Raw genomic sequence first — 21,977 nt, 5'->3', positions numbered from 1 at the left:
AAAAGGAGGCAGGGCCGAAACCCTGCCTCCTTTGTTGACTCCTGTGCCTTACCGCGAACCGTAGTTCGGTGCTTCCACCGTCATCTGGATATCGTGCGGGTGCGATTCCTTCAGCCCGGCGGAGGTGATCCGGACGAACTTGCCACGGGCCTTCAGCTCGGGGATGGTCGGCGCGCCGGTGTAGAACATGGTCTGGCGCAGGCCGCCCACCAGCTGATAAGCCACCGAGGACAGCGGGCCGCGGTACGCCACGCGGCCTTCGATGCCTTCCGGGATCAGCTTGTCGTCGCCGGAAACGTCCGCCTGGAAGTAGCGGTCCTTGGAGTAGGACGTGTTCTTGCCGCGCGACTGCATGGCACCCAACGACCCCATGCCACGGTAGGACTTGAACTGCTTGCCGTTGACGAAGATCAGCTCACCCGGGGACTCGTCGCAGCCGGCGAGCAGGGAACCGAGCATGACGGTGTCGGCACCGGCCACCAGGGCCTTGCCGATGTCGCCGGAGTACTGCAGGCCGCCGTCGGCGATCAGTGGAACGCCGGCCGGGATGGCCGCCTTGGCGGACTCGTAGATGGCGGTGATCTGCGGAACACCCACACCGGCCACCACGCGGGTGGTGCAGATCGAGCCGGGCCCAACGCCCACCTTGATGCCGTCGGCGCCGGCGTCGATCAGTGCCTGGGCGCCCTCGCGGGTGGCGGCCTGGCCGCCGATGATGTCCACGTGCGCGGCAACAGGATCGGACTTCAGCCTGCGGATCATATCCAGCACACCCTGGGAGTGGCCGTTGGCGGTGTCCACGAACAGGGCGTCCACCCCGGCGTCCACCAAGGTCATGGCGCGCTCCCAGCCGTCACCAAAGAAGCCGATGGCTGCACCTACGCGGAGGCGGCCTTCGTCGTCCTTGGTGGCCAGCGGGTACTGTTCGGCCTTGGTGAAGTCCTTGGTGGTGATCAGGCCCTTGAGCCGGCCCTGCTCGTCCACGAGCGGGAGCTTTTCGATCTTATTGGTGGCCAGCTTGTGGGAGGCTTCGTCGCGGCTGATGCCCACGTGGCCGGTGACCAGGGGCATCTTGGTCATGACGTCGCTGACCAGCCGCAGCGGGAAGTCGGACTCCGGTACGAAGCGGGTGTCGCGGTTGGTGACGATGCCCAGCAGGCGGTTGTCCTCGTCCACCACGGGAAGGCCTGACACGCGGTAGTGGGCGCAGAGGTCATCCAGTTCCCGGAGCGTGGCCTCGGGGCGGATGGTCAGCGGGTTGGTGATCATGCCCGATTCACTCCGCTTGACCCGGTCCACCTGGTCCGCCTGGTCGGCGATGGAGAGGTTGCGGTGCACCACGCCCAAGCCACCCTGGCGGGCCATGGCGATGGCCATGCGGGACTCGGTGACGGTGTCCATGGCTGCCGAGAGCAGGGGGGTCTGCACGCTGATCCGCTTGGAGATCCGCGATGAGGTATCGGCCTCGGAGGGGATGACGTCGGTGTGGCCCGGCAGGAGCAGGACGTCGTCGTAGGTCAGGCCAATGAAGCCAAAAGGATTGTGTTCGGGCTCGGTCATGAGTGCGCCTCTTACCTTGGTTGCTGGGTCACGGGTAGGGGTTGCAGCCGATGACCAGCCCGTTATTACGGAACTGGCCTGTGCAGACGTTCTTGCGGGACCACCGTGGGATACGGCGTTCCGGGGGCAGAAAGTGTTGACTAAATATTAGAACCTCCGGCCCGATCCCCCTATTCCAGGCCCGCAATGTGAGCAACCGCACTCAGCTCCATCCGGTTGCGGCCAGCAGGCGTTGCTCGAACATGGGGATCATGGTCTCCACATAGGTCCGGGTCAGGTGGTTGTCGTCCTTGTAGACGTAGACGTTCCCGACGACGGCAGGGCAGACGCCGCGGGCGCAGATGAAGTCGCTCATATCCATCAGGTGAAGGCCCGGTACCTTGCCGCGGTAGTTCTCCAGCGGCGAGGGCTCCACGAGGGACTCGGCCAGCGACGGGTTGCACTCCGGCGCGTCGGCGCCGTTGCGTTGCGCACACTCGGGCATGTTGAACGTGAACCTGGGGTTGTCCCGGATGCCCACGATCTCGATGCCCGCCTCGGCGAACGGAGCGACTCCTGCAAGGTAGCCGGGCACCTCCGTTTCGAAGGGCGCGTCCTCATGCGTCAGCGACGCCACTGTGAAGACAGCATCCGGACGATGTTCCAGGACGTAGGCGGAACTGGCCCTGTTGTAGGCGTTGCATTCCGCGTTGCGGGTTTCCGATTCCGCGCCGAACCGGCACGCGGGCATGAGTAATGTCACCAGTTCCCAACCGCGTGCAGCGGCCACCGGAGCCAGGGCGGCAAGGTACTGCTGGGCGTGCGAATCCCCCAGCACCACGATGCGTTTGGTGGCCGGTTCTTCCGGCAGCTCCTGGCGGCACCCCTCCAGGATGGGGTCGTCCGTGGCGTTTGAACCCGTGCAGGGCGAGTCGATTCCGGCCCAGTCGTTGTCCAGTGCAGTCGGGCCGGGAATGGTCCTTGCCCGGGGAGCCGGCACGTTTTCGTTCTCCGGGGTGAGCGCCACCGCACCCGGCGTCAGCTCCCGGGGCTGTGCCGCCGTCGCGCTTTCCTCCGCGGTGAGCGATGTCTGCCAGACGGCGACGGGACCGGCCAGCAGCGCACCGCAGGCAACTATGACGACGGCGGTGCGCCACGCCCGGAGCTTGGGCCAGTGCCAGTCGCGCAACGGTTTTTCAACGAAGCGGGTGGTCAGGAAGGCAAGTACGACGGCGGCTGCAACGATCCCGAGGCCCTGCTTGAGGTTGGGCGCCTCCACCCCCGTGGCCGCCAGGGCCAGCACCAGCAGGGGCCAGTGCCAGAGGTAAAGGGCGTAGGAGTTGTCGCCCAAGGCGACCGCCGGGCGGCTGCTCAGGAGCCTGTCCACGCCGAAGCGGCTGCCGGACTGCCCGGCGACGATGATGGCGGCGGCGGCCAGTGTGGGCCAGAGGGCCACAAAGCCGGGAAAGGACCTGTCGACCGTGAGGAGCAATCCGCACGAGACCATGCCGGCGAGCCCTGCCCAGCCCAGGACCACCCTCAGCGCGCGGCCGGGCCGCAGGTACGGCAACGCCAGCGCCAGCAGCGACCCGAGGGCGAACTCCCAGAGCCTGGCGCCGGTATCGAAGTATGCGTAGGCCTGGTTGGTGGCCGTCTGGTCAATCGAGTAGGCCAGGGACGCGGCGAACACCACGCCAAAAACCACGGCCAGCAGGCCCCGGTAGGCCATGCGGCGCAACAGGGGGATCCGGCGGGCGGCGGGCAGGAGCGCGGCGGTTGCGGCGAAGATCAGCGGCCACAGGATGAAGACTTGCCCCTGGATGGACAAGGACCAGAAGTGCTGCAGCGGGCTGGCTCCTGCGTGGTCCTGGGCGTAGTAGTCCACCGCGGCGTCAGCCAGTACCCAGTTTTGGCTGTACAACAGCGAGGCCCAGGCTTGGTCCAGGATCTGCGGCCAGCGGCTTTGGGGCAGGATCAGCCATGTGCCGGCCAGCACCCCGAGGATCACCACGACGGCGGCCGGCAGGAGTCGCTTGAAGAGGTGCAGCCAATGGGCCATCAGCCGGAAGGGCTGGCCGGACTCTGCCTTGCGGACAAAGGAGAGCGTGAGCAGGAAGGCCGAGATCAGCAGGAATACGTCCACCCCGCCGGACACGCGTCCCAACCAGACGTGATAGGCCACGACCATGAGGACCGCCAGTGCACGCAGTCCCTGTACCTCTGGCCGGAAGGTCGGTTTACGGTCGCGTCCGGGGGCTTGTCCCGCTGGTTGCGGCGCTGTCCGGGTTCCTGTCATCGACACTCCAAAACCCCTCACGCCGCCGGCCAGCCAAAACATTAAGCCTACGCACCGGGGTTTGGAAGGGCCAATCCGGGGTCGGGCGCGAACTAAGCTGGGCCGAGGTGTGGAAGGGAGCCGGCGTGATTGTCCAATTGCGGATTTGCGTGCCCAAAGAATTGTCCGAGGTGACGGTGCAGACTTGCCGGGACCAGGTGGGAACGGCGGGGGTGGCGTTGGTTCCCGGCGCGTCCGTGGTGCCGGCGGGCGACGTCATCGAGGTCCAGGTCGCCAGGGAATCCGTGGAGGAACTCCTGGAGAAGCTCCAGGTCCTGAAGATCCGCGACGTGGGATCCGTGGCCATGACGACGCCGGAGTTCGTGCTCTCCAGCAGTGCCGACCGGGCGGAGCATGCCGCCCCCGGGGACGGCGCGGACGCGGTGATCTGGGACGACGTAACGCGCCAAACCGGTGAGGACTCCAGGCTGACTTGGAACTTCCTGGCCTTCCTGGTGCTGGCAACCCAGCTCGCCGGAATCGGCATCGTGACCGATTCGCCGATCGCAATTGTGGGTGCCATGGCGGTGGGACCGGAGTTCGGGCCGCTGGCCGCCCTCGCCGTTTCGCTGGCCACCCGGCAGTGGAAGCTTGGCCGCCGCGCCGCCATTGCATTGGGGGTCGGGTTCCCCGTGGCCATGCTGCTGGCGGCATTGACTGCATGGCTGTCCATCCCGCTGGGACTCTTCCCGCGCAATGCCCTGGATACGGGTTCGGCCGTCGAATTCATCTACCATCCGGGCCCTTATTCACTGATCGTTGCCGTGCTGGCGGGTATCGCGGGCATGCTGTCGATTATCGGCAGGCGCTCGGCGGCACTCATCGGCGTATTCATCTCGGTGACCACGGTCCCGGCCGCAGGGTACGTTGCAGTTGCCTTGGTGCTGGGTGAATACCCGAAGGCGGCCGGCTCGGCCCTGCAGCTGTTGCTGAACCTCGTCGGCATTGTCGTGGCCGCGGTCGCGGTCCTTCTCTTCTACCGGTTGGTGGCCAGGCGGCGGCCCGCGGCAGCGGCGCACAGCGTGCGGGGCCAACGGAGCGGCCTGCGCCACTGACCGCCCCAGCACCCGCACAGCCGACAAGGCACAGTCCGCTAGGGACGCAGCAAGGCCCGAAGGGTCCGGATGGTGTCGGCTTCGGCCGGCGATTTGTCGTCCCGGTAGCGCTTCACCCTGGCGAACCTCAGGGCGATCCCGCCCGGGTAGCGCGGTGACTGCTGGACGCCGTCGATGGCGATTTCGACGACGGTGACCGGCTCAACCCACACGGTGCCGGCGGTGCGGCGCACCTCGAGCTCCTGGAATGTCTCCGTCTGCCAGCGGAGCAGCTCATCGGTGAGCCCCTTGAAGGTCTTGCCCACCATGACATAGCCGCCTGGTTCGCCGAAGTCCCCGTCCGGGTCCAGTGCGCCGAGGTGCAGGTTCGAGAGCAGCCCGGTCCGGCGGCCCGAGCCCCATTCACAGGCAAGCACCACCAGGTCGTAGGTGAGCACCGGCTTGACTTTCACCCAGTTGGATCCCCGCCGTCCGGCGGCGTAGGCGGACCCGATGGCCTTCACCACCACACCCTCGTGACCCGCAGCCAGCGCCTCGCGGGACACCCGTTCAGCAACCTCCGGGTCCGCCGTAATTTCGCCCGGGATCCGATGGTCCGGGGCAATCCGTTCCAACGCGTCGATGCGCACCGACAACGGTTCGTCCAGCAGATCCCGCCCGTCGATGTGCAGAACATCGAAGAACCAGGGGTGCAGTACCGTTTCCCGCACGGCATCCGCGCCGAACCGGGCCATGGTTTCCTGGAACGGCCGCGGGCCGCCGTCTTCATCGAGGGCCAGGGTCTCGCCGTCGAGGATCACATCCTGCACCGGCAGCCCGCGGACCAGGTCAACCACCTCCGGGAGGCGGTGCGTGACATCGGCGAGGTTGCGGGTGTAGATGCTGACCTCGGCGCCGGACCGGTGGACCTGGATCCGGGCGCCGTCGAGCTTGTATTCCACCGAGGCTTCTCCCGTGGTTTCCAGGGCTTCGCCTGGACTGGCCGCCGTGGCGGCAAGCATGGGCTGCACGGGGCGGCCGACGACGAGGCCCACCGCCTCCAGCTCGGCTGCGGTCCCGGTCATGGCGAGCAGGGCGGTCCCGCCGAGATCCCCGGAGAGCATCGCGGCACGCCGTACGGCGGCAACGGGCCTGTCCGCAGCGCGGGCCACGGCATCGGTCAGGACGCCGTCGAGGGCGCCGGTGCGCAGCTCACCCAGCAGGACGCCGGAGATGAAACCCTGCTCCCCCGCCGTCGCAGCCCGCATCAGGTTCCCGAGCGTCGCGGCGCGACCGGCCGCCGAACCTGCCCCCGCGGTGGCGAGCAGCGTGTCCAGGGCCGCGTCGAGGTCGGCCACAGTGAGGCTTGCTTCCAGGGCCGGTTCGGCCTTCGAAGCCGCGACGCTGCGCCATCCGACACCAACACGGCCCTGCCGGGGCTTCGCCGCCAGCAAGCCCACCGCCGTCGGAATCTCCGCCGGTTCAAGCCGGCGCAGCAGGTCCGCCAGTGCATCCACCTTCGCCAGGCGGGAGCGGGTGGACGCCACGGCGTCCGAGGTTTTGACGAGCTCGAGGAGCAGCATGGCACCATCCTGCCACGCGCCGGCTCCCTGCTCTGGACAGCGCCCAAGGCCCCTCCCACACTGGACGCATGGGATTCATCGTGGCAAACCTGTTCATCACCCTCGACGGCGTCTACCAGGCTCCCGGCGGCCGGGAGGAAGACACCTACGGAGAGTTCGCCTTCGGCGGCTGGCAGGCACCGGTGTCCGACGACGAGGGCGGCGCCGCCATTGCCGCAGAGATTGGCCGCATGGATGCCCTGCTTCTCGGCCGGCGGACCTACGACATCTTTTCGGCCTACTGGCCGCACCAGGCAGGGGACATTGCTGATGCACTCAACCGGGTACCGAAGTTCGTGGTCTCGCGCACGCTGTCCGGGCCAGGCTGGGCAGGCACCACAGTCCTGCCGGATGAACGGGCTGCAGGACGCCTCGGTGACGAGTTTGGGGAGGTGCACATGTTCGGCAGCGGCGTCCTGATCCGCTCGCTGCTGGCTGCGGATGTCCTGGACCGGCTGCACCTCTGGCTCTATCCGGTCACGCTGGGCCAGGGCAAACGCCTGTTCGACGCCGGCACTGTCCCGGCGTCGTACCGCCTCGCCGAGCCGGTACGCAGCTTCCCGAAAGGGGCTGTCTCGCTGGTTTACGAACGCGCGGGCGGGGTTGAAACGTCCGAGATGGCCGCAACCTGATACGAGCCCCTGGTGCACAAAAAACCGGCCCAGCAGATGCTGGACCGGTTTTCTGCAGGTGAAGACGGGCAGGATCAGTGGCTGTGGCCTGCGTGCTCGTCCTCTTCGGCCGGCTTCTCCACGACCAGGGTCTCGGTGGTGAGAACCAGGGCGGCGATGGAGGCCGCGTTGCGGAGGGCAGCACGGGTGACCTTGACGGGGTCGATGACACCGGCAGCGATCAGGTCCTCGTACTCGCCGGACTTGGCGTTGAAACCGTTGTTGGTTTCGAGGTCGGCCACCTTGGAGGTGATGACGTAGCCGTCGAAGCCGGCATTCTGGGCGATCCAGCGCAGCGGCTGGACCAGGGCGCGGCGGACGATGCCCACGGCAGCAGCAGCGTCGCCTTCGAGTGCCTTGACGGACGGGTCCTCATCCAGTGCCTTCAGGGCGTGGATCAGGGCTGAGCCGCCACCAGCCACGATGCCTTCTTCGAGGGCAGCGCGGGTGGAGGAAACGGCGTCCTCGATACGGTGCTTCTTTTCCTTCAGCTCAACCTCGGTGGCAGCACCCACCTTGATGACGCCGATGCCGCCGGCCAGCTTGGCCAGGCGCTCCTGGAGCTTTTCACGGTCCCAATCGGAGTCGGTGCGGGTCAGCTCGGCGCGCAGCTGCGCGACGCGGGCCGCAACGTCTTCGGCCGAGCCTGCGCCGTCGACGATGGTGGTGTTGTCCTTGGTGACGGTGATGCGGCGGGCGGTGCCGAGCACCTCCAGGCCCACGGTGTCCAGGCTCAGGCCCAGTTCCGGGGACACAACCTGTGCGCCGGTGAGGGTGGCGATGTCCTGGAGCATGGCCTTGCGGCGGTCACCGAAGCCCGGTGCCTTGACGGCCACGACGTTCAGGGTGCCGCGGATGCGGTTGACGATCAGCGTGGACAGGGCCTCGCCGTCGACGTCCTCGGCGATGATGAACAGCGGCTTGGAGCTCTGCAGCGCCTTTTCCAGCAGCGGCAGGAATTCCTGGATGGAGGAGATCTTGCCCTGGTTGATCAGGATCAGGGCGTCCTCGAGGACGGCTTCCTGGCGTTCTGCGTCGGTGACGAAGTACGGGGACAGGTAGCCCTTGTCGAACTGCATGCCCTCGGTGAGGACCAGTTCGGTCTGGGTGGTGGAGGACTCTTCGATGGTGATGACGCCATCCTTGCCCACCTTGCCGAAGGCCTCGGCGAGGAGTTCGCCGATTTCGTCGCTCTGCGCCGAGATGGCGGCAACGTTGGCAACCTGGGTGCCCTCGACGGGGCGTGCGTTCTCCAGCAGGCGGGCGGCGACGGCTTCAACCGAAACCTCGATGCCGCGCTTGATCTGGCCGGGGGCAGCACCGGCGGCAACGTTGCGCAGGCCTTCCTTGACCAGGGCCTGTGCCAGGACGGTGGCGGTGGTGGTGCCGTCACCGGCAACGTCGTTGGTCTTGGTGGCGACTTCCTTGGCCAGCTGGGCGCCAAGGTTCTCGTAGGGGTCGTCCAGTTCGACTTCGCGGGCGATGGTGACGCCGTCGTTCGTAATGGTGGGGGCGCCCCACTTCTTGTCCAGGACGACGTTGCGGCCGCGGGGGCCGAGCGTCACCTTGACGGTGTTGGCGAGCTTATCGATGCCGGCCTCGAGGGCCCGGCGTGCAGCGTCGTCAAACGCAAGCTGCTTTGCCATGGTTTTGTCCTTTCAAAGACAGAAACCCCGCACTGCCGGCCAGCATAAGCGTGGCCGGCGGCACGGGGATCCGAAAGAGTTACTTGACGACGATCGCCAGGACGTCGCGGGCGGACAGCACGAGGTACTCGGTGCCGCCGGTCTTGACTTCGGTTCCGCCGTACTTGGAGTAGATGACGACGTCGCCAACGGCTACGTCGACAGGAACGCGGTTGCCGTCTTCGAAGCGGCCGGGGCCCACTGCAACAACTTCGCCTTCCTGCGGCTTCTCCTGTGCGGAGTCCGGGATGACCAGGCCGGAAGCCGTGGTCTGCTCGGCTTCGAGCGGGCGGACAACAATACGATCCTCAAGAGGCTTAATAGAGACCGACACTCGGACCTCTCCTTTTCGTCAGCAAATTCGTGGACTGGAAAGCTTTCCGCCGTGGCTGGCAAACCGTCGTCGCGGTGCCGGCAGCAGCCTGGCTGGCAGCTCTTCATGTGTTAGCACCCTCCGGGGGAGAGTGCTAATTGAAACTCTATGTAAGGGTTAGCACTCGGTCAAGGCGAGTGCCAGTTTTTCGTCATCGGCGTATTCCGTTGGGCGCGGTTTCGGAAGCAGCGGGGGCCCAGGCAGCTTCAGCGGCCCAGATCGTCGAAGTCCACGTCTTCGCCGCCGTCGGCATCACTGCCACCCTGCTTCCGGCTACGGAACAGCACCCAGCCCGCAGCGGCCGCGGCGAGCAGTGCGGCCACCAGGAAGAAGATGCTCCCTGCCCGCGCGCCGTCGTACAGTCCGCGGATGTCGCGGGCTTCCTGCGTGTTGTCCGAGATGTCGTTGCCGCCCACCGAGTAGACAGTGGCGTTGAATGTGTCCAGGACAAAGATGATCACCAGAAGCGCGATGCACACCAGTGCCACCACGGCCGCGGCGATCAGGACCGGGCGGGCAAACCGGGCAGGACCCCGTTCCTTGGGGTCGTGTTCGCCGGTGTCCCCGGGGGCTGCGGTTTCATCCATGGTGTCCACACTATCGGCAACCCCGCATGCGCTCCTCCACTAGGCTGGAACCCATGGCTCACGCTCCCCAGGACCAGATCGCACCGCTGCTGACCCCCGAAGGCTGGGAGCTGTTGGCCTCCCTGGGCCCATACCGGGACGAGGATTCCTTCGAACTCAACTCCGCGCTCCGGAAGGCCGGCCATCCTGCCGGGCTGGTCTCCGCCGTCCTGACCCAGTCGCGGCTGCGCACCAAGGCCGAGGCGAAGTTCGGTGAGTTCGCCCGCCAGATGCTCTTCACCCAGGCAGGCCTGGAGCAGGCCACCCGCCTGAACGTCGCGGCGCGCCACGCACAGCGGTTCGCCGCCGCCGGGATCAGCCACGTGGCGGACCTGGGCTGTGGCCTGGGCGCCGATTCCCTGGCCCTGGCATCCCTTGACCTCACAGTGACCGCCGTCGAAATGGACGAGACCACGGCGGCCTGCGCCACGGTGAACCTGATCCCCTTCCCCAACGCCACCGTGGTGCACGCGGACGCGGCAGCGGTGCCGCTGGAGGGGGTCGACGGCGTGTGGCTGGATCCAGCACGCCGGGTCACCTCCACGTCCGGCACCAAGCGGATCTGGGACCCGGAAGCGTTCTCACCGCCGTTGTCCTTCGTTGAATCGCTCGCGGCGTCAGGGAAGGCGGTGGGCGTCAAGATGGGGCCCGGCATGCCGCACGAATCCGTGCCCGCCGGCTGCGAAGCCCAGTGGGTGTCGGTAGCCGGAGACGTCACCGAAGTGACCTTGTGGTTCAACGCCGTCAGCAGGCCCGGGGTGCGCCGCGCCGCCCTTGTCCTTGGCCCGGAAGGTGCGGCCGAACTGACCAGCGGCAACGATTTCGGTGCAGGCCCCACCGCACCGGTGGGACCGGTGGAGGGCTACCTGTACGAACCCGACGGCGCCGTGATCCGGGCCGGGCTGGTGGCGGATGTCGCGCTGGAACTCGGCGGCCACCTGGTGGATGAGCACATCGCCTACATCTGTGCGCCGGAACTGGTGGCCACGCCGTTCGCCCGCGCCTACAAAGTGCGGGAAGTGATGCCCTACAACGTCAAGGCGCTCAAAGCCTGGGTGAAGCAGGAGGGCATCACCGTGCTGGACATCAAGAAGCGGGGCACTGCCGTCACCCCCGAAGAACTGCGGAAGCAACTGCTGCCGGGCGGAAAGGCGGCCGGCAAGGGTTCCGGCAAGAAGGCCGCCGGCAAGGCCGCCACCTTGGTCCTGACCCGGATTGGCGAGGACCGGGTGGCCGTCGTGGTGGAACCCGTCCCGACCGGCATGCCCTAGGGCCGGCCGGGCGGGCCGCCCGTCCGCTACTGGGCGCGCATGAACTCCTCAGCGGCCCGCACCTGCTCAGCCGTGGGCCGTACCCCGGTGTACAGGACAAACTGTTCGAGGGCCTGGATGGTGGCCACTTCGGCGCCGGTGATGACCGGCTTGCCGGCTGCACGGGCGGCCCGGATCAGCGGCGTCTCGGCGGGCAAGGCCACCACGTCGAAGACCAGGCGGGCCGCTTCGATTGCCTCCGCCGGGAACGACACGGTCTCTGCGTCCGCCCCGCCGGCCATACTCCCTGCCATTCCGATGGGCGTGACGTTGATGATGAGGTCAGCCGTCCTGCCGTCGAGCGCTGCCCGCCACTGGAAGCCGTACTGGTCCGCGAGCGCCCGGCCGGAGGCTTCGTTCCGGGACACGACCGTGACGTTGGTGAAGCCGGCGTCCCGCAAGGCCGCCACCGTGGCCTTGGCCATGCCGCCGGATCCCTGCACCACCACGGAGTAGCTGGTGGGGACCTCGTTGGAGGCCAGGAGCTGCTCAATGGCCGTGTAGTCGGTGTTGTACGCCTTGAGGTGGCCATCGGTGTTCACGATCGTGTTCACGGAGTCGATGGCCTTGGCGGAGGGGTCCATCTCGTCCACCAGGGCTATGACGTCTTCCTTGTAGGGCATGGAGATGGCACAGCCCCGGATGCCCAGGCCCCGCACGCCGGCGATGGCCTGTTCAAGGTTGGTGGGCGCGAACGCCTTGTAGATCCAGTTCAGGTCCAGTTGCCCGTAAAGGTGGTTGTGGAACCGGGTCCCGTTGTTGCTGGGGCGGGCGGAGAGCGAGATGCAGAGGGTCATGTCTTTATTCAGAATGGGCACCCGACCATTAAACGCGCTCACCGCCGCTCCCGCTCGCAAGTCACGGAGTGCAGCCGGTTCCGGCAGGATAGGGCCCGACGGCGGCAGGCAGCTTTCCGGGCGCCGTTGCCTTCCCTGCCAGGACGGCGGCGAGGGCGTCGAAGGCGGTGTCGTTGCGGCCGTAGAGCGCCAGTTTGATCGGTGCGTTGGAGTCCTGCAGCGGCCAGGGCGCGTCCAGGGCTACCGCGATGTCGCCCGCTCCCGGTGTGCCGCCGAAGCCGATGAGGTTGACCACGGGGCCGGAGCCGACGGCCAGGCCGGCGCGGGCGGCAGCGGCTTCGAAGCGTTCGCGGTCCCCCGGGCCACCGCCTTGGACGCGTACCGAGCCCGGCACCAGCGGTCCGTGGCAGGGGCCGGAGAGGACTGTCACGGCGGATGCCGAGACCTTGGCTGACAGGGCTGCGCCGCTGCCGGCCGGAGCACCCGCACCGGAGGTCCCCGCAGGGGCGGCTGTGCGCGCATGCCACATCATCATGGTGGCAACCCGCCTCGCGGCGTCATCAAGCCGTGCGGCCGGGAGGCTGCCAGCTGCGAGGGCTTGCAGGATGGCGGCATGCGCCTGTTCCACGTCCTCGGGCATCAGCAGCAGGTCGGCGCCGGCGGCCAGGGCCTTCACGGCGGCCGCGCCGGCAGGATACTGCTTTTCCACGGCTCCCATATTGAGGGCGTCCGTCACCGCTACGCCCTGGAATCCCAGGTTCCGCAGTGCCGCGTAGCTGGGCGCGGAGAGCGACGCCGGCACGCCGGGTTCCAGCGCGGGCACGGCGATGTGCCCGGTCATGACGACCGGCAAGCCGGCGGCCACGGCGGCCTGGAACGGTTTCCAGTCCCTGCCCCGGAGCTCGTCGATGGAGGCCGGCTGGACGGGGAGGTTGAGGTGGGAATCGGTCGTCACCGAGCCGTGCCCAGGGAAGTGCTTGACGGTGGGGAGGATGCCTGCGTCCAGCATGCCCCGGGAGAACGCCACGCCCTGCGCTGCCGCCACTGCCGGATCGGCGGACATCGAGCGGGCACCGATGGTGGGGTCCTTGGGGCCGATGGTCACGTCCGTGTCGGGCGCGAAATCGAGGTCGAACCCCAACGGCAGCAGCTCGGCGGCCAACGCCTTGCCGGCCTGGCGGGTCAGGTCTTCGCTGCCCGCGGCGCCGTAGCTCATGGGCACCGGCCATTCGGTGAGCGGGGCGCCCAGGCGGGCCACTGCGCCGCCTTCCTGGTCCACGCCGATGATCCCGGGCCATGGCCGGCCGTCCGCGGTAGCGGCCTGACGCAGCCGCTGGTTCACGGCCCCCATCGCGGCCACGTCCACCTTCCCCTGCGGGTCGCGCGGGACGTTGTCGCCCATGATGATGGACCCGGCCAGGTGGAGGCGCTGGATGAGCGCCGCGTGGGCTTCCACCTGGTTGCCCTTGAAGAACGGGAGCAGGACCTGGCCGGCTTTTTCCTCCGGCGTCATGGCCGCCACAGCCGCCGCAGCGGCGTCCTGGTCCCGCTGCTCGGGGCCCCACCCCAGGGGCCGGGAACCCGGATCAGGTGACGGGGAAGCCAAAGGGGGCGCCGGCGTCGTACTTTCCGAGGCGGACGCGCTGGGCGCAGGTGCCGTCGACGACGGCGGCGCGGCGCTGGGCGAGGCGGTGCAGGAGCCCAGGGCAACGGCTGACAACGCGAGGATGAGGGGAAAGGATTTGGCGGGACTGTGACGCAGCGGGAACGAGGCCATCAGTACCATGCTACCCCTGGACTAGACTTGGACCATCCGTTCGCCTGCCGGCTGCAGCCTGTGAGCGGCACCAGCCAGCGGCAAACCGGACAGTAAGGAATTGTGTGAAGATCGACTTCGCGTCATCGAGGCAGTCAACCCTCGGTGTTGAGTGGGAGCTCGCTTTGGTGGACGGAAAGACGGGCGAGCTCGCCTCCGTCGCCAACCAGGTGCTCCGCGGGGTGTCCTCCCGGCACCCGGAACTCAACGAAGACGACGAGCACCCGCACATCAAGCAGGAACTCCTGCTCAACACCGTGGAACTCGTCACCGGGATCTGCGAAACAGCCGCCGAAGCCAAGGCGGACCTCAGCCGGTCCGTGGCCGCGGTCCGCGAAATCACCGATCCCATGGGCGTGGAGTTGTTCTGCGCGGGCAGCCACCCGTTCAGCCCGCCGCAGCTGCAACCGGTCACGGACAAGGCGCGCTATGCCAAGCTGATCGACCGGACCCAGTGGTGGGGACGGCAGATGGTCATTTACGGCGTCCACGTCCATGTGGGACTGGACCGCCGGGACAAGGCGCTGCCCGTTCTGGACGGACTGGTCAACTACTTCCCGCATTTCCAGGCGCTCTCTGCCTCCAGTCCCTTCTGGGGCGGTGAGGACACGGGCTACGCGTCCCAGCGGGCCTTGATGTTCCAGCAGCTCCCCACCGCGGGGCTGCCCTTCCAGTTCAAATCCTGGGCGGAGTACGAGTCCTACGTCCAGGACATGTTCACCACCGGTGTCATCGACACCATTTCCGAGATCCGGTGGGACATCCGGCCAGTGCCGGCCCTGGGCACCATCGAAATGCGCATCTGCGACGGCCTGGCCACGCTGGAGGAAGTGGGTGCCATCGCCGCCCTCACCCAGTGCCTGGTGGATGAGTTCTCCACCACCCTGGACAACGGCGGCACCATCCCCACCATGCCGCCGTGGCATGTCCAGGAAAACAAGTGGCGCGCCGCCCGCTACGGCATGGATGCCATCATCATCCTGGACGCCGCAGGCAAGGAACAGCTGGTCACGGACCACCTGCTGGAGACGCTGAACCGGCTGGAGCCCGTGGCAGCCAAGCTGCGCTGCTCCGACGAGCTCGCCGACGTCGAGAAGATCATCCGCCGCGGCGCCGGATACCAGCGCCAGCGCCGGGTGGCAGCCGAAAACGGCGGAAACCTGCAGGCTGTGGTGCTGGACCTGGTCAAGCAGATGCGCAACGGCCCCACCGCCTAGTCTGCTTCTGCCGAGGTTGGGAACTTCGGCACGGACACGCCGGCCGCCGTCGTGATGTACGACGGCGGGGCCGCCAAAGCGCCCCGCGGCGGTTCGCTTTCGCCGGGCCCCCTGCCGTCAGGCCGGCAGCGACACCGAGGTGACCGGCAGCGACGAGTCCGGGGCGAAGCCGATTCCGCTGGGTTCCACGCCGGCCATCACCAGTTGCGCACCGAGGGCCGCCACCATGGCGCCGTTGTCGGTGCAGAGATCCAGCGGGGGAACGTGCAGCCGGATCCCGGCCGACGCGCAGCGTTGCCCGGTCAGTTCCCGCAGGCGTGAATTGGCCGCCACCCCGCCGCCCAGCAGGACGTCCTTGATTCCGTGCTCGCGGCAGGCCAGCACCGCCTTGGACGAAATCACGTCCACCACCGCTTCCTGGAAGGCGGCAGCGATGTCAGCCACCGGGATCTCCTCTCCGCGGGCCTCGAACTGCTCCACGCAGCGGGCCACCGCGGTTTTGAGGCCGCTGAAGGACCAGTCATACCGGTGCGGCCCCGGCTGGTCCGCCGTGCCCATGTACTTGGGCTGGCTCAGTCCGCGGGGGAAGCGGATGGCTTTGGGATTGCCGTTGCGGGCCACCTTGTCGATGGCCGGCCCACCGGGGTAGCCCAGGCCCAGGATGCGGGCCACCTTGTCGTACGCCTCACCGGCGGCGTCGTCGATGGTGGCGCCCAGGAGCTCCACATCGCTGGTGATGCTGTTGATGCGCAGGATCTCCGTGTGGCCGCCGGACACCAGCAAGGCGCCCAGGTTGGCCGGCAGGCCCTGCGTCCTGCCGGTTGCCCGGTCATCCAGGAGGCCGACACCAACGTGGGCCACCAGGTGGTTGATCGCGTACAGCGGCTTCCCGGTGGCGACGGCGAGCGCCTTGGCGGCGCAGACTCCCACCATGAGTGCGCCCGCGAGCCCAGGGCCTGATGTCACCGCGATGGCGTCCACGTCGGCAAGGCGCACGTCCGCGTCCGCCAACGCCTGCTCCAGGGTGGGAACGAAGGCGTCCAGGTGTGCACGGGAGGCAATCTCCGGGATAACCCCGCCGAACCGGACATGCTCGTCCATGGAGGAGGAAACGGTGTTGGCCAGAAGGGTGGTGCCGCGGACAACCCCCACGCCTGTCTCATCGCAGGAAGATTCGATCCCCAGGACCAGGGGCTGCGTACGGTTCATTGCCTGCCTGCTTCCGTTGCGTCGTCACCGGCGGTTTGAGCGGCCAAGGGGAGCCGCATGATCAGGGCGTCCACGCCGTCGCGGTAGTAGCGGGGACGGATATGGATCTGCTCGAAACCGAACCGCAGGTACAGCTGCTGGGCCCGCGGATTGTCCGCCCGGACTTCGAGCAGGACGTCGGCCGCGCCCCGCCGTCGTGCCTCCCCGATGAGCCGGGTGAGCAGGTCGCTGCCGATGCCGCGCCCTTCGTACTCCGGGACGACGGCGATGGTCTGCACGTCTGCGATCGGCTCGATGCACATCAGGCCGGCGTAGCCCACGATGCCGTCACTGCCCTCCGCCACCAGGTAGCGGCGTGTTTCCGGCTGGGACAGCTCATCCAGGAACATCTGCACTGGCCAGGCATCGATCGGGAACAGCCGGTGTTCGAGGAGTCCGACGGCGGGGACATCGTCCAAAGTCATGTCGCGTACCGTGATTCCCGCCGACCGCGGATCCTGCATGGTGTTCACAGTGCCCTCTTCCGTGGTCCGGGGACCTGGGCGTCGGATTCGCGGAGGTACAGGGGGGTGGAGTCCAACAGGGCTTCTCCGGAGGCCAGCCTGGCGAGGGCGAACTGGCCAAGGTAGAGCGCGTCCGGCTGCTCGGCCGCGAATTCCGGGTGGGCATCCAAGACGTCGCCGTAGAGCCCGGCACCGGCACCGAACGCGGGCAGTTCGGGAAGGTCCGCGGCGACACTGACGTGCGGACCGTCCTGGAGCAGCGGCAACTGGCCGTCGGCCAAGCTGTAGCGGGCCCAGTAGACCTCCTTGCGCCGGGCATCGGTGACCACCAGGAATTCCGGGACGGCAGCGGTGGATTCGGCCACTTCCAAGGCCACGGCGTCGAGGCTCATCAGCCCATGCAGGGGCTTGCCCCAGACGAACGACAGCGTGCGGGCCGTGGCAATGCCCGAACGCAGCCCCGTGAACGGTCCGGGGCCGACGCCCACCACCAGGGCGTCGAGGTCAGCGCCGTTGACCCCGGCCTCGGACAGCATGGCGTGGATGCCGGGCGCGAGCACCTCGGCGTGGCTGCGGGTGTCCGCCGTCGCGAAGCTCGCGACCACGCTTTCAGGGGCGTCGTCGGACACCAGGGCGGCGCTGGCCACCGCCGAGGTGTCAATGGCGAGGATCAGCATGGGAGTCCTCCTTCAAAACCGCCCAGCGCCGGTGCCGTCGCCCAGCGGGGCCCGTAGCCGCGCACCACGATGGTGCGCGGTTCGTCGGTGTCGTCGTCAAAGTCGAGGGTTGCGGACGGGCCGCCCGTGGTGCCGGCGTCACCGAGGTCACCTGCGGCTTCCGCGGCGGTGCCAAGACCGATGGCACGGTGCAGGTCGATCTCCAGGCGGCTCTCGCTCAGGTGCTCCACCCGGTCGTGGCCCCACTCCACCACGGTCACAGAAGAGTCCATCGTGTTCTCGAGGTCGATGTCATCGATCTCCGCCGCAGATCCCAGGCGGTAGGCATCCACGTGCACCAGGTCCGGGCCGCCGGGCCGCGGACCGTCCGGCAGGTTCGGGTGGATGCGGACCAGGACAAAGGTGGGCGAGATGATGCCCGCGCTGACACCCAGCCCCTCCCCCAGGCCTTGGGTAAAGGTTGTCTTTCCGGCGCCAAGTTCACCGGAGAGGACCAGCAGGTCTCCTGCCTGGAGCACCTCCGCAATATGCCGGCCGAGCGCCTGCGTCTGCTCCGCCGTCGTCGCAGCCAGCGTCACTTCCCAGTTGGCGGCCGGCCGCCCTGTGCCGCTCATGCCGCTCCCGCTTTGCCGGGTACGCCCGCCAGTCCGGGGCTGCTGCCGGCCGGCTGGTCCTCGTTGATGAAGCGGCGCGGAACCCGCGGGCTGATGCGGGTGACCACCTCGTAATTGATGGTTCCTGCCGCCTGTGCCCAGTCCTCAGCCGTGGGACCGCCGTCGGCACCGGTCCCGAACAGCACCGCTTCGGCACCGAGCAGGCCGGAATCCCGGGCCTCCGGCCCAAGGTCGATGACCATCTGGTCCATCGCGATCCGCCCTACCACCGGGTAGGTCTTCCCGGCCACGCGGACGGGGCCGCCGGTGGCCACGCGCGGGACACCGTCGGCATAGCCCAGCGGAATCAGTGCCAGTGTGCTGGCCTCCCTGGTCCGGTAGTGCAGGCCGTAGGAAACGCCCTGCCCGGCCGGAACCCCTTTGCACTGGGACACCAGTGTGCGCAGCGTCATGGCAGGGCGCAGGCCAAGTTCCGCGGACGTCTGGCCTTCGAACGGCGAGAGCCCATAAATGCCCAGGCCAACCCGCACCAGGTCGAAGTGGGTATCCGGCCGGGACAAGGTGGCGGGGGTGTTGGCCAGGTGCCGCACTTCCGGGTCCACGCCCGCGTCCTCGGCAATGGCGAGGGCTTCCCTGAACGCCGCCAACTGGTCATCAGTTTCAGGGCGGTCCGGTTCATCGGCCACGGCCAGGTGGGAGAAGATTCCCACCACGCGCAGCAGTCCCTGGTCCTGGTATTCCACGGCTTCGCCCACCAGGCGGTCCCAGGCTTCGGGGGTGGCACCGTTGCGCCCCAGTCCCGTGTCCACCTTGAGGTGCACGCGGGCCGGACGCTCCTGTTCGCGGGCCGCGGCAACGATCCGTTCCAGTTCCCACCCCGAGCAGCCAATGTCGACGCCGGCGGCAACGGCGGCGCCAAAGTTGCTGTCGGTGGTGTGCAGCCAGGCCAGCAGCGGTGCGTCGATTCCGGCGGCGCGCAGCGCAAGGGCCTCGGAAATGTGGGCCACCCCCAGCCAGGCCGCACCCGACTGCAGTGCCGCACGGGCCACGGGAACGGCGCCGTGCCCGTAGGCATCGGCCTTGACCACGGCCATGACTTTCGCGGGGGACGCGGCGTCGGCCAGCCGGCGGACATTGTGCCGGATGGCATCCAAGTCGATCACCGCGGACCGTTCGTGGCGGGGGTCCGGCCCTGAGGCAGCACTGAAATCACCGGTTGTTGCGGGGTAAGTCACCTAAGTGATTCTAGTGCGGGCACTCCGCGCCGAATAATCGGCGACGGCCTGGCCTCAGGCGTCCGACAGGTGGGCGATGGTGGCGGCCGCCCGGCGCTGGGCAGCGAGCGGTACGTCCTGGACGATGTCCGCGAGGAACCCGAAGCGCCGCAACCACTGGCTCGTCTGCCGTTCGGGGCGGGCGTTGGCGCGTTTCCACCAGTCGGCGATGTCGCCCCAGCCCGGGGCTGCCAGCGATCCGCCCACCTCCTGCACCGCCAGCGATGCGCACAGGTTGGCGAACCGCAGCCGGTCCCCGAGCGGCCACCCGGCCAAGGTACCCACGATGAACGCGGCGTCGAAGCAGTCGCCGGCACCTGTGGGGTCATGCGCCTTGACCGGAAGGGACGGCACCCATTCCTCCTCCCCGGTTTGGGAATCAACCGCCATGGCGCCCTGGGCCCCGAGCGTCACCACAGCCACCGGAACCCGGTCCGCCAGCGCGTAGAGGGCGCTCCAAGGGTTGTCCTTGCCGGTGAGCGCCATGGCCTCGCGCTGGTTGGGCAGGAAGGCGTAAAAGTGCTGCAGGTTCTCGAGCCGCACCGGCGCCCACTCCCCGCTGGGATCCCAGCCGACGTCGCCGAAGAGCCGAACTCCCGCCGCGTGGGCCGCTTTCGCCCACGGTTCCACTTCCACACCCAGTTCCGCGATGCCGGCCAGTGCCCGGGGCGGGTCCCCGATCAGCTCGGAGTTGGTCACCGGTGCCGAATGCCCGTGGGTGACCATTGAGCGGTCCTGGTCCACGCACAGGGAGACCGTCACCGGGGAATGCCAGCCCGGGACGCGGCGGGAGAGGCTGAGGTCCACGTGTTCCTGGCTGGACAGGATCTTCCAGTTGAAGTCGCCGTACCCGTCATCGCCGAAGGCTGCCGCCAGTCCGGTCCGCAGGCCCAGCCTTGCGGCGGCGATGGCCTGGTTTGCCACCCCGCCCGGACAGCTGCCCATGCCGTCGCTCCAGACTTCCGTCCCGGGCTCCGGCCCGTGCGGCAGTCCGGTGAAGATGATGTCCTGGAAAACCGTCCCGGCCAGCAACAGATCGAATCCCGGCTCGACGGGTGAACGGACGGCGGCCAAGGGATCGAACGGGCGTGCGGGAATCGCGTCCATGTTCGGCACAATACGCCGTGGCGCCATGCGGCGGTAGGGGCGCAGGAACGCTGTGGACACGCTGGCCGGCACGGGTCCTAGACTGCATGGTATGCGGCTTATGATGGCGGGCGGCGGGGGTTTTCGCGTGCCCCTGATATACCGGGCACTGACGTCCGGCCGCTATACCGGGCTGGTCACCGAGGTGGTGCTTTACGACGTCGATCCTGCCCGGCTCGAAGCCGTCACCGCAGTCCTGGCCAGCATGCCCGGCGGCTCGGGTGCCGGGCCCGCCGTGCACGCCACTACGGATCCCGCCGTGGCCCTCGAAGGCACTTCCATGGTGTTCGCCGCGATCCGGCCCGGCGGCACCGCAGGCCGGATCACCGATGAAAAGGTGCCGCTGGGCCTGGGGTTGCTCGGCCAGGAAACGACAGGAGCCGGCGGGATTTCCTACGCCCTGCGGACCATTCCCCCCATGCTGGAGCTGGCCCGGCTGATGCGGGAACACTGTGCGGACGCGTGGCTGATCAATTTCACCAACCCCGCGGGCATGGTGACGGAGGCGCTGCTCCCCGTGCTGGGGCACCGGGTCATCGGAATCTGCGATTCAGCGTCCGGCCTGGTGCAGCGGGCTGCCTCGGCCGCCGGCGTCCCCCTGCCGGAGGGACGATTGGGCGGCGTCGGCTACTACGGGCTGAACCATCTTGGCTGGCTGTACCGCCTTGAAGCCGGCGGCCGGGACGTGCTCCCGGACCTGCTCGCCAACGCGCCGGCCCTCCAGTCGTTCGAAGAAGGCAGGCTCTTCCCACAGCCGTTCCTGGCCAGCCTGGGCATGCTCCCCAACGAATACCTGTACTACTACTACCGGCGCGACGCCGCCCGGCAGGCCATGGACGCCATGGCGCAGACCCGCGGCGAGGCCATCCACAGCCAGCAGCAGGAGCTGTATCCCCGGCTTGCCGCGGCCGGCCCGGACGCCTACCGGCTGTGGGAAGAGGCACGCAGGTCCCGGGAAGAGGGATACCTGGCCGAGGCCCGGGGTGCCGGCGAGCGCCGGAACGAGGAGGATTTGGCCGGCGGCGGCTATGAACGCGTTGCCCTGGCCGCCATGCGCGCCCTCGCCGGCGGCGGGGACACACATCTGATCCTCAACGCCCGCAACGTCCTCCCGGCCGCCGGCGAAGCAGCCGAAACGGCCCAGGAAAGTCCCGCTCCCCTGGCCGCCACGGCAGACTCGGCTATTCCCCCACCGGCCATCCCCGGCCTGCCCGCGGACGCCGTCGTCGAAGTTCCCTGCACCGTCACCCCCGCCGGCGCCGCCCCCCTGCCCCAGCAAGCGCCCGCCGGACCGCAGCTCGAACTGATCCGGCAGGTCAAGGACGTCGAACGGCTCACCGTCCTGGCCGCTGCCGAGGGCAGCCGCGACGCCGCCGTGCAGGCCTTTGCCCGGCACCCGCTCGTGGCTTCGACGGACCTGGCCGCCAGGCTGCTGGACGGTTACGAGCAGGCGTTTCCGGCACTGGGGAAGATCTGGGCGGGCGGCGGGCGTTGGGTGAAGGAGTAATGTTTTATCGAATGTGCACTCG

At 68.3% G+C, this 21,977-nt stretch carries 19 protein-coding genes; 5 read left to right on the top strand and 14 right to left on the bottom strand.

From position 1 onward, the window contains the following. Positions 1-48 precede the first annotated feature (48 nt). Together guaB and AC4EEO_RS05385 are read right to left on the bottom strand one after the other, a co-directional pair. Positions 49-1,560 (bottom strand): IMP dehydrogenase, encoded by a 1,512-nt coding sequence (guaB, locus tag AC4EEO_RS05390; protein ID WP_018760372.1) that lies wholly within the window; start codon positions 1,558-1,560, stop codon positions 49-51. Between the two features lie 202 nt (positions 1,561-1,762). Continuing rightward, positions 1,763-3,835 (bottom strand): acyltransferase family protein, encoded by a 2,073-nt coding sequence (locus AC4EEO_RS05385; RefSeq protein ID WP_491340063.1) that lies wholly within the window; start codon positions 3,833-3,835, stop codon positions 1,763-1,765. 170 nt (positions 3,836-4,005) lie between these two features. Here AC4EEO_RS05385 and AC4EEO_RS05380 point away from each other — a divergent pair, with 170 nt between their 5' ends. Beyond that, positions 4,006-4,929, top strand: a complete 924-nt coding sequence (locus AC4EEO_RS05380; RefSeq protein WP_285319073.1) for a DUF389 domain-containing protein — start codon at positions 4,006-4,008, stop codon at positions 4,927-4,929. A 38-nt stretch (positions 4,930-4,967) separates the two neighbouring features. On the opposite strand, the gene AC4EEO_RS05375 is transcribed toward AC4EEO_RS05380, so the two are convergent. Further along, the gene (locus AC4EEO_RS05375) at positions 4,968-6,491 is read right to left on the bottom strand and encodes an ATP-dependent DNA ligase (protein WP_491330242.1); all 1,524 of its coding nucleotides are present in this window, start codon (positions 6,489-6,491) and stop codon (positions 4,968-4,970) included. 68 nt (positions 6,492-6,559) lie between these two features. Between AC4EEO_RS05375 and AC4EEO_RS05370 the strand changes: the two genes are divergently transcribed. Further along, positions 6,560-7,162 (top strand): dihydrofolate reductase family protein, encoded by a 603-nt coding sequence (locus tag AC4EEO_RS05370; protein ID WP_109044405.1) that lies wholly within the window; start codon positions 6,560-6,562, stop codon positions 7,160-7,162. Between the two features lie 74 nt (positions 7,163-7,236). Here AC4EEO_RS05370 and groL read toward each other — a convergent pair whose 3' ends face one another. The 3 genes from groL to AC4EEO_RS05355 all read right to left on the bottom strand — a co-directional run bounded on the left by groL (position 7,237) and on the right by AC4EEO_RS05355 (position 9,846). Continuing rightward, the gene (gene groL, locus AC4EEO_RS05365) at positions 7,237-8,847 is read right to left on the bottom strand and encodes a chaperonin GroEL (RefSeq protein ID WP_018760377.1); all 1,611 of its coding nucleotides are present in this window, start codon (positions 8,845-8,847) and stop codon (positions 7,237-7,239) included. Positions 8,848-8,926: 79 nt separating this feature from the next. Next, positions 8,927-9,220: a co-chaperone GroES gene (gene groES, locus AC4EEO_RS05360; RefSeq protein WP_003805290.1), complete on the bottom strand. Its 294-nt coding sequence runs from the start codon at positions 9,218-9,220 to the stop codon at positions 8,927-8,929. Positions 9,221-9,465: 245 nt separating this feature from the next. Continuing rightward, entirely contained in the window at positions 9,466-9,846 is a 381-nt protein-coding gene (locus AC4EEO_RS05355; protein WP_026264283.1) for a hypothetical protein, read from the bottom strand. 53 nt (positions 9,847-9,899) lie between these two features. Here AC4EEO_RS05355 and AC4EEO_RS05350 point away from each other — a divergent pair, with 53 nt between their 5' ends. Beyond that, the gene (locus AC4EEO_RS05350) at positions 9,900-11,156 is read left to right on the top strand and encodes a THUMP-like domain-containing protein (protein ID WP_018760379.1); all 1,257 of its coding nucleotides are present in this window, start codon (positions 9,900-9,902) and stop codon (positions 11,154-11,156) included. Positions 11,157-11,182: 26 nt separating this feature from the next. Here the strand turns inward: AC4EEO_RS05350 and AC4EEO_RS05345 are convergent, their stop codons facing one another. Next, positions 11,183-12,013 (bottom strand): shikimate 5-dehydrogenase, encoded by an 831-nt coding sequence (locus AC4EEO_RS05345; protein WP_269208823.1) that lies wholly within the window; start codon positions 12,011-12,013, stop codon positions 11,183-11,185. A 40-nt stretch (positions 12,014-12,053) separates the two neighbouring features. Next, positions 12,054-13,505, bottom strand: a complete 1,452-nt coding sequence (locus tag AC4EEO_RS05340; protein WP_491340397.1) for a glycoside hydrolase family 3 N-terminal domain-containing protein — start codon at positions 13,503-13,505, stop codon at positions 12,054-12,056. 368 nt (positions 13,506-13,873) lie between these two features. On the opposite strand from AC4EEO_RS05340, the gene AC4EEO_RS05335 reads away from it, so the two are divergent. Further along, entirely contained in the window at positions 13,874-15,025 is a 1,152-nt protein-coding gene (locus tag AC4EEO_RS05335; RefSeq protein WP_109044400.1) for a glutamate--cysteine ligase, read from the top strand. Between the two features lie 117 nt (positions 15,026-15,142). On the opposite strand, the gene tsaD is transcribed toward AC4EEO_RS05335, so the two are convergent. Genes tsaD through AC4EEO_RS05305 form a run of 6 tightly spaced genes read right to left on the bottom strand, consistent with a single transcriptional unit; the run spans position 15,143 to position 20,409 of the window. After that, on the bottom strand, positions 15,143-16,234 hold the full coding sequence (gene tsaD / locus AC4EEO_RS05330) for a tRNA (adenosine(37)-N6)-threonylcarbamoyltransferase complex transferase subunit TsaD (RefSeq protein WP_491340062.1): 1,092 nt from the start codon (positions 16,232-16,234) through the stop codon (positions 15,143-15,145). Then, on the bottom strand, positions 16,231-16,737 hold the full coding sequence (gene rimI, locus AC4EEO_RS05325; protein ID WP_043423681.1) for a ribosomal protein S18-alanine N-acetyltransferase: 507 nt from the start codon (positions 16,735-16,737) through the stop codon (positions 16,231-16,233). Before rimI ends, tsaD begins: the two co-directional genes overlap by 4 nt. A 5-nt stretch (positions 16,738-16,742) precedes the next feature. Beyond that, the gene (tsaB, locus tag AC4EEO_RS05320) at positions 16,743-17,414 is read right to left on the bottom strand and encodes a tRNA (adenosine(37)-N6)-threonylcarbamoyltransferase complex dimerization subunit type 1 TsaB (protein WP_491340061.1); all 672 of its coding nucleotides are present in this window, start codon (positions 17,412-17,414) and stop codon (positions 16,743-16,745) included. Further along, positions 17,408-18,028: a tRNA (adenosine(37)-N6)-threonylcarbamoyltransferase complex ATPase subunit type 1 TsaE gene (gene tsaE, locus AC4EEO_RS05315; protein ID WP_491340060.1), complete on the bottom strand. Its 621-nt coding sequence runs from the start codon at positions 18,026-18,028 to the stop codon at positions 17,408-17,410. Before tsaE ends, tsaB begins: the two co-directional genes overlap by 7 nt. Beyond that, positions 18,025-19,263, bottom strand: a complete 1,239-nt coding sequence (alr, locus tag AC4EEO_RS05310; RefSeq protein WP_491340059.1) for an alanine racemase — start codon at positions 19,261-19,263, stop codon at positions 18,025-18,027. The genes tsaE and alr overlap by 4 nt, the downstream gene beginning before the upstream one ends. 54 nt (positions 19,264-19,317) lie before the next feature. Continuing rightward, positions 19,318-20,409 carry a carbohydrate kinase family protein gene (locus AC4EEO_RS05305; protein ID WP_026264285.1) on the bottom strand — a complete coding sequence of 364 codons (1,092 nt, stop codon included), beginning with the start codon at positions 20,407-20,409 and terminating at the stop codon, positions 19,318-19,320. Between the two features lie 91 nt (positions 20,410-20,500). On the opposite strand from AC4EEO_RS05305, the gene AC4EEO_RS05300 reads away from it, so the two are divergent. After that, positions 20,501-21,955: a family 4 glycosyl hydrolase gene (locus AC4EEO_RS05300; RefSeq protein WP_491340058.1), complete on the top strand. Its 1,455-nt coding sequence runs from the start codon at positions 20,501-20,503 to the stop codon at positions 21,953-21,955. The last annotated feature ends 22 nt before the right edge of the window (positions 21,956-21,977 follow it).

Source organism: Pseudarthrobacter sp. MOO13 (assembly GCF_058267655.1).
Note: the sequence above shows the minus strand (reverse complement) of the source record. Positions and strands in the feature narration are given on the sequence as shown.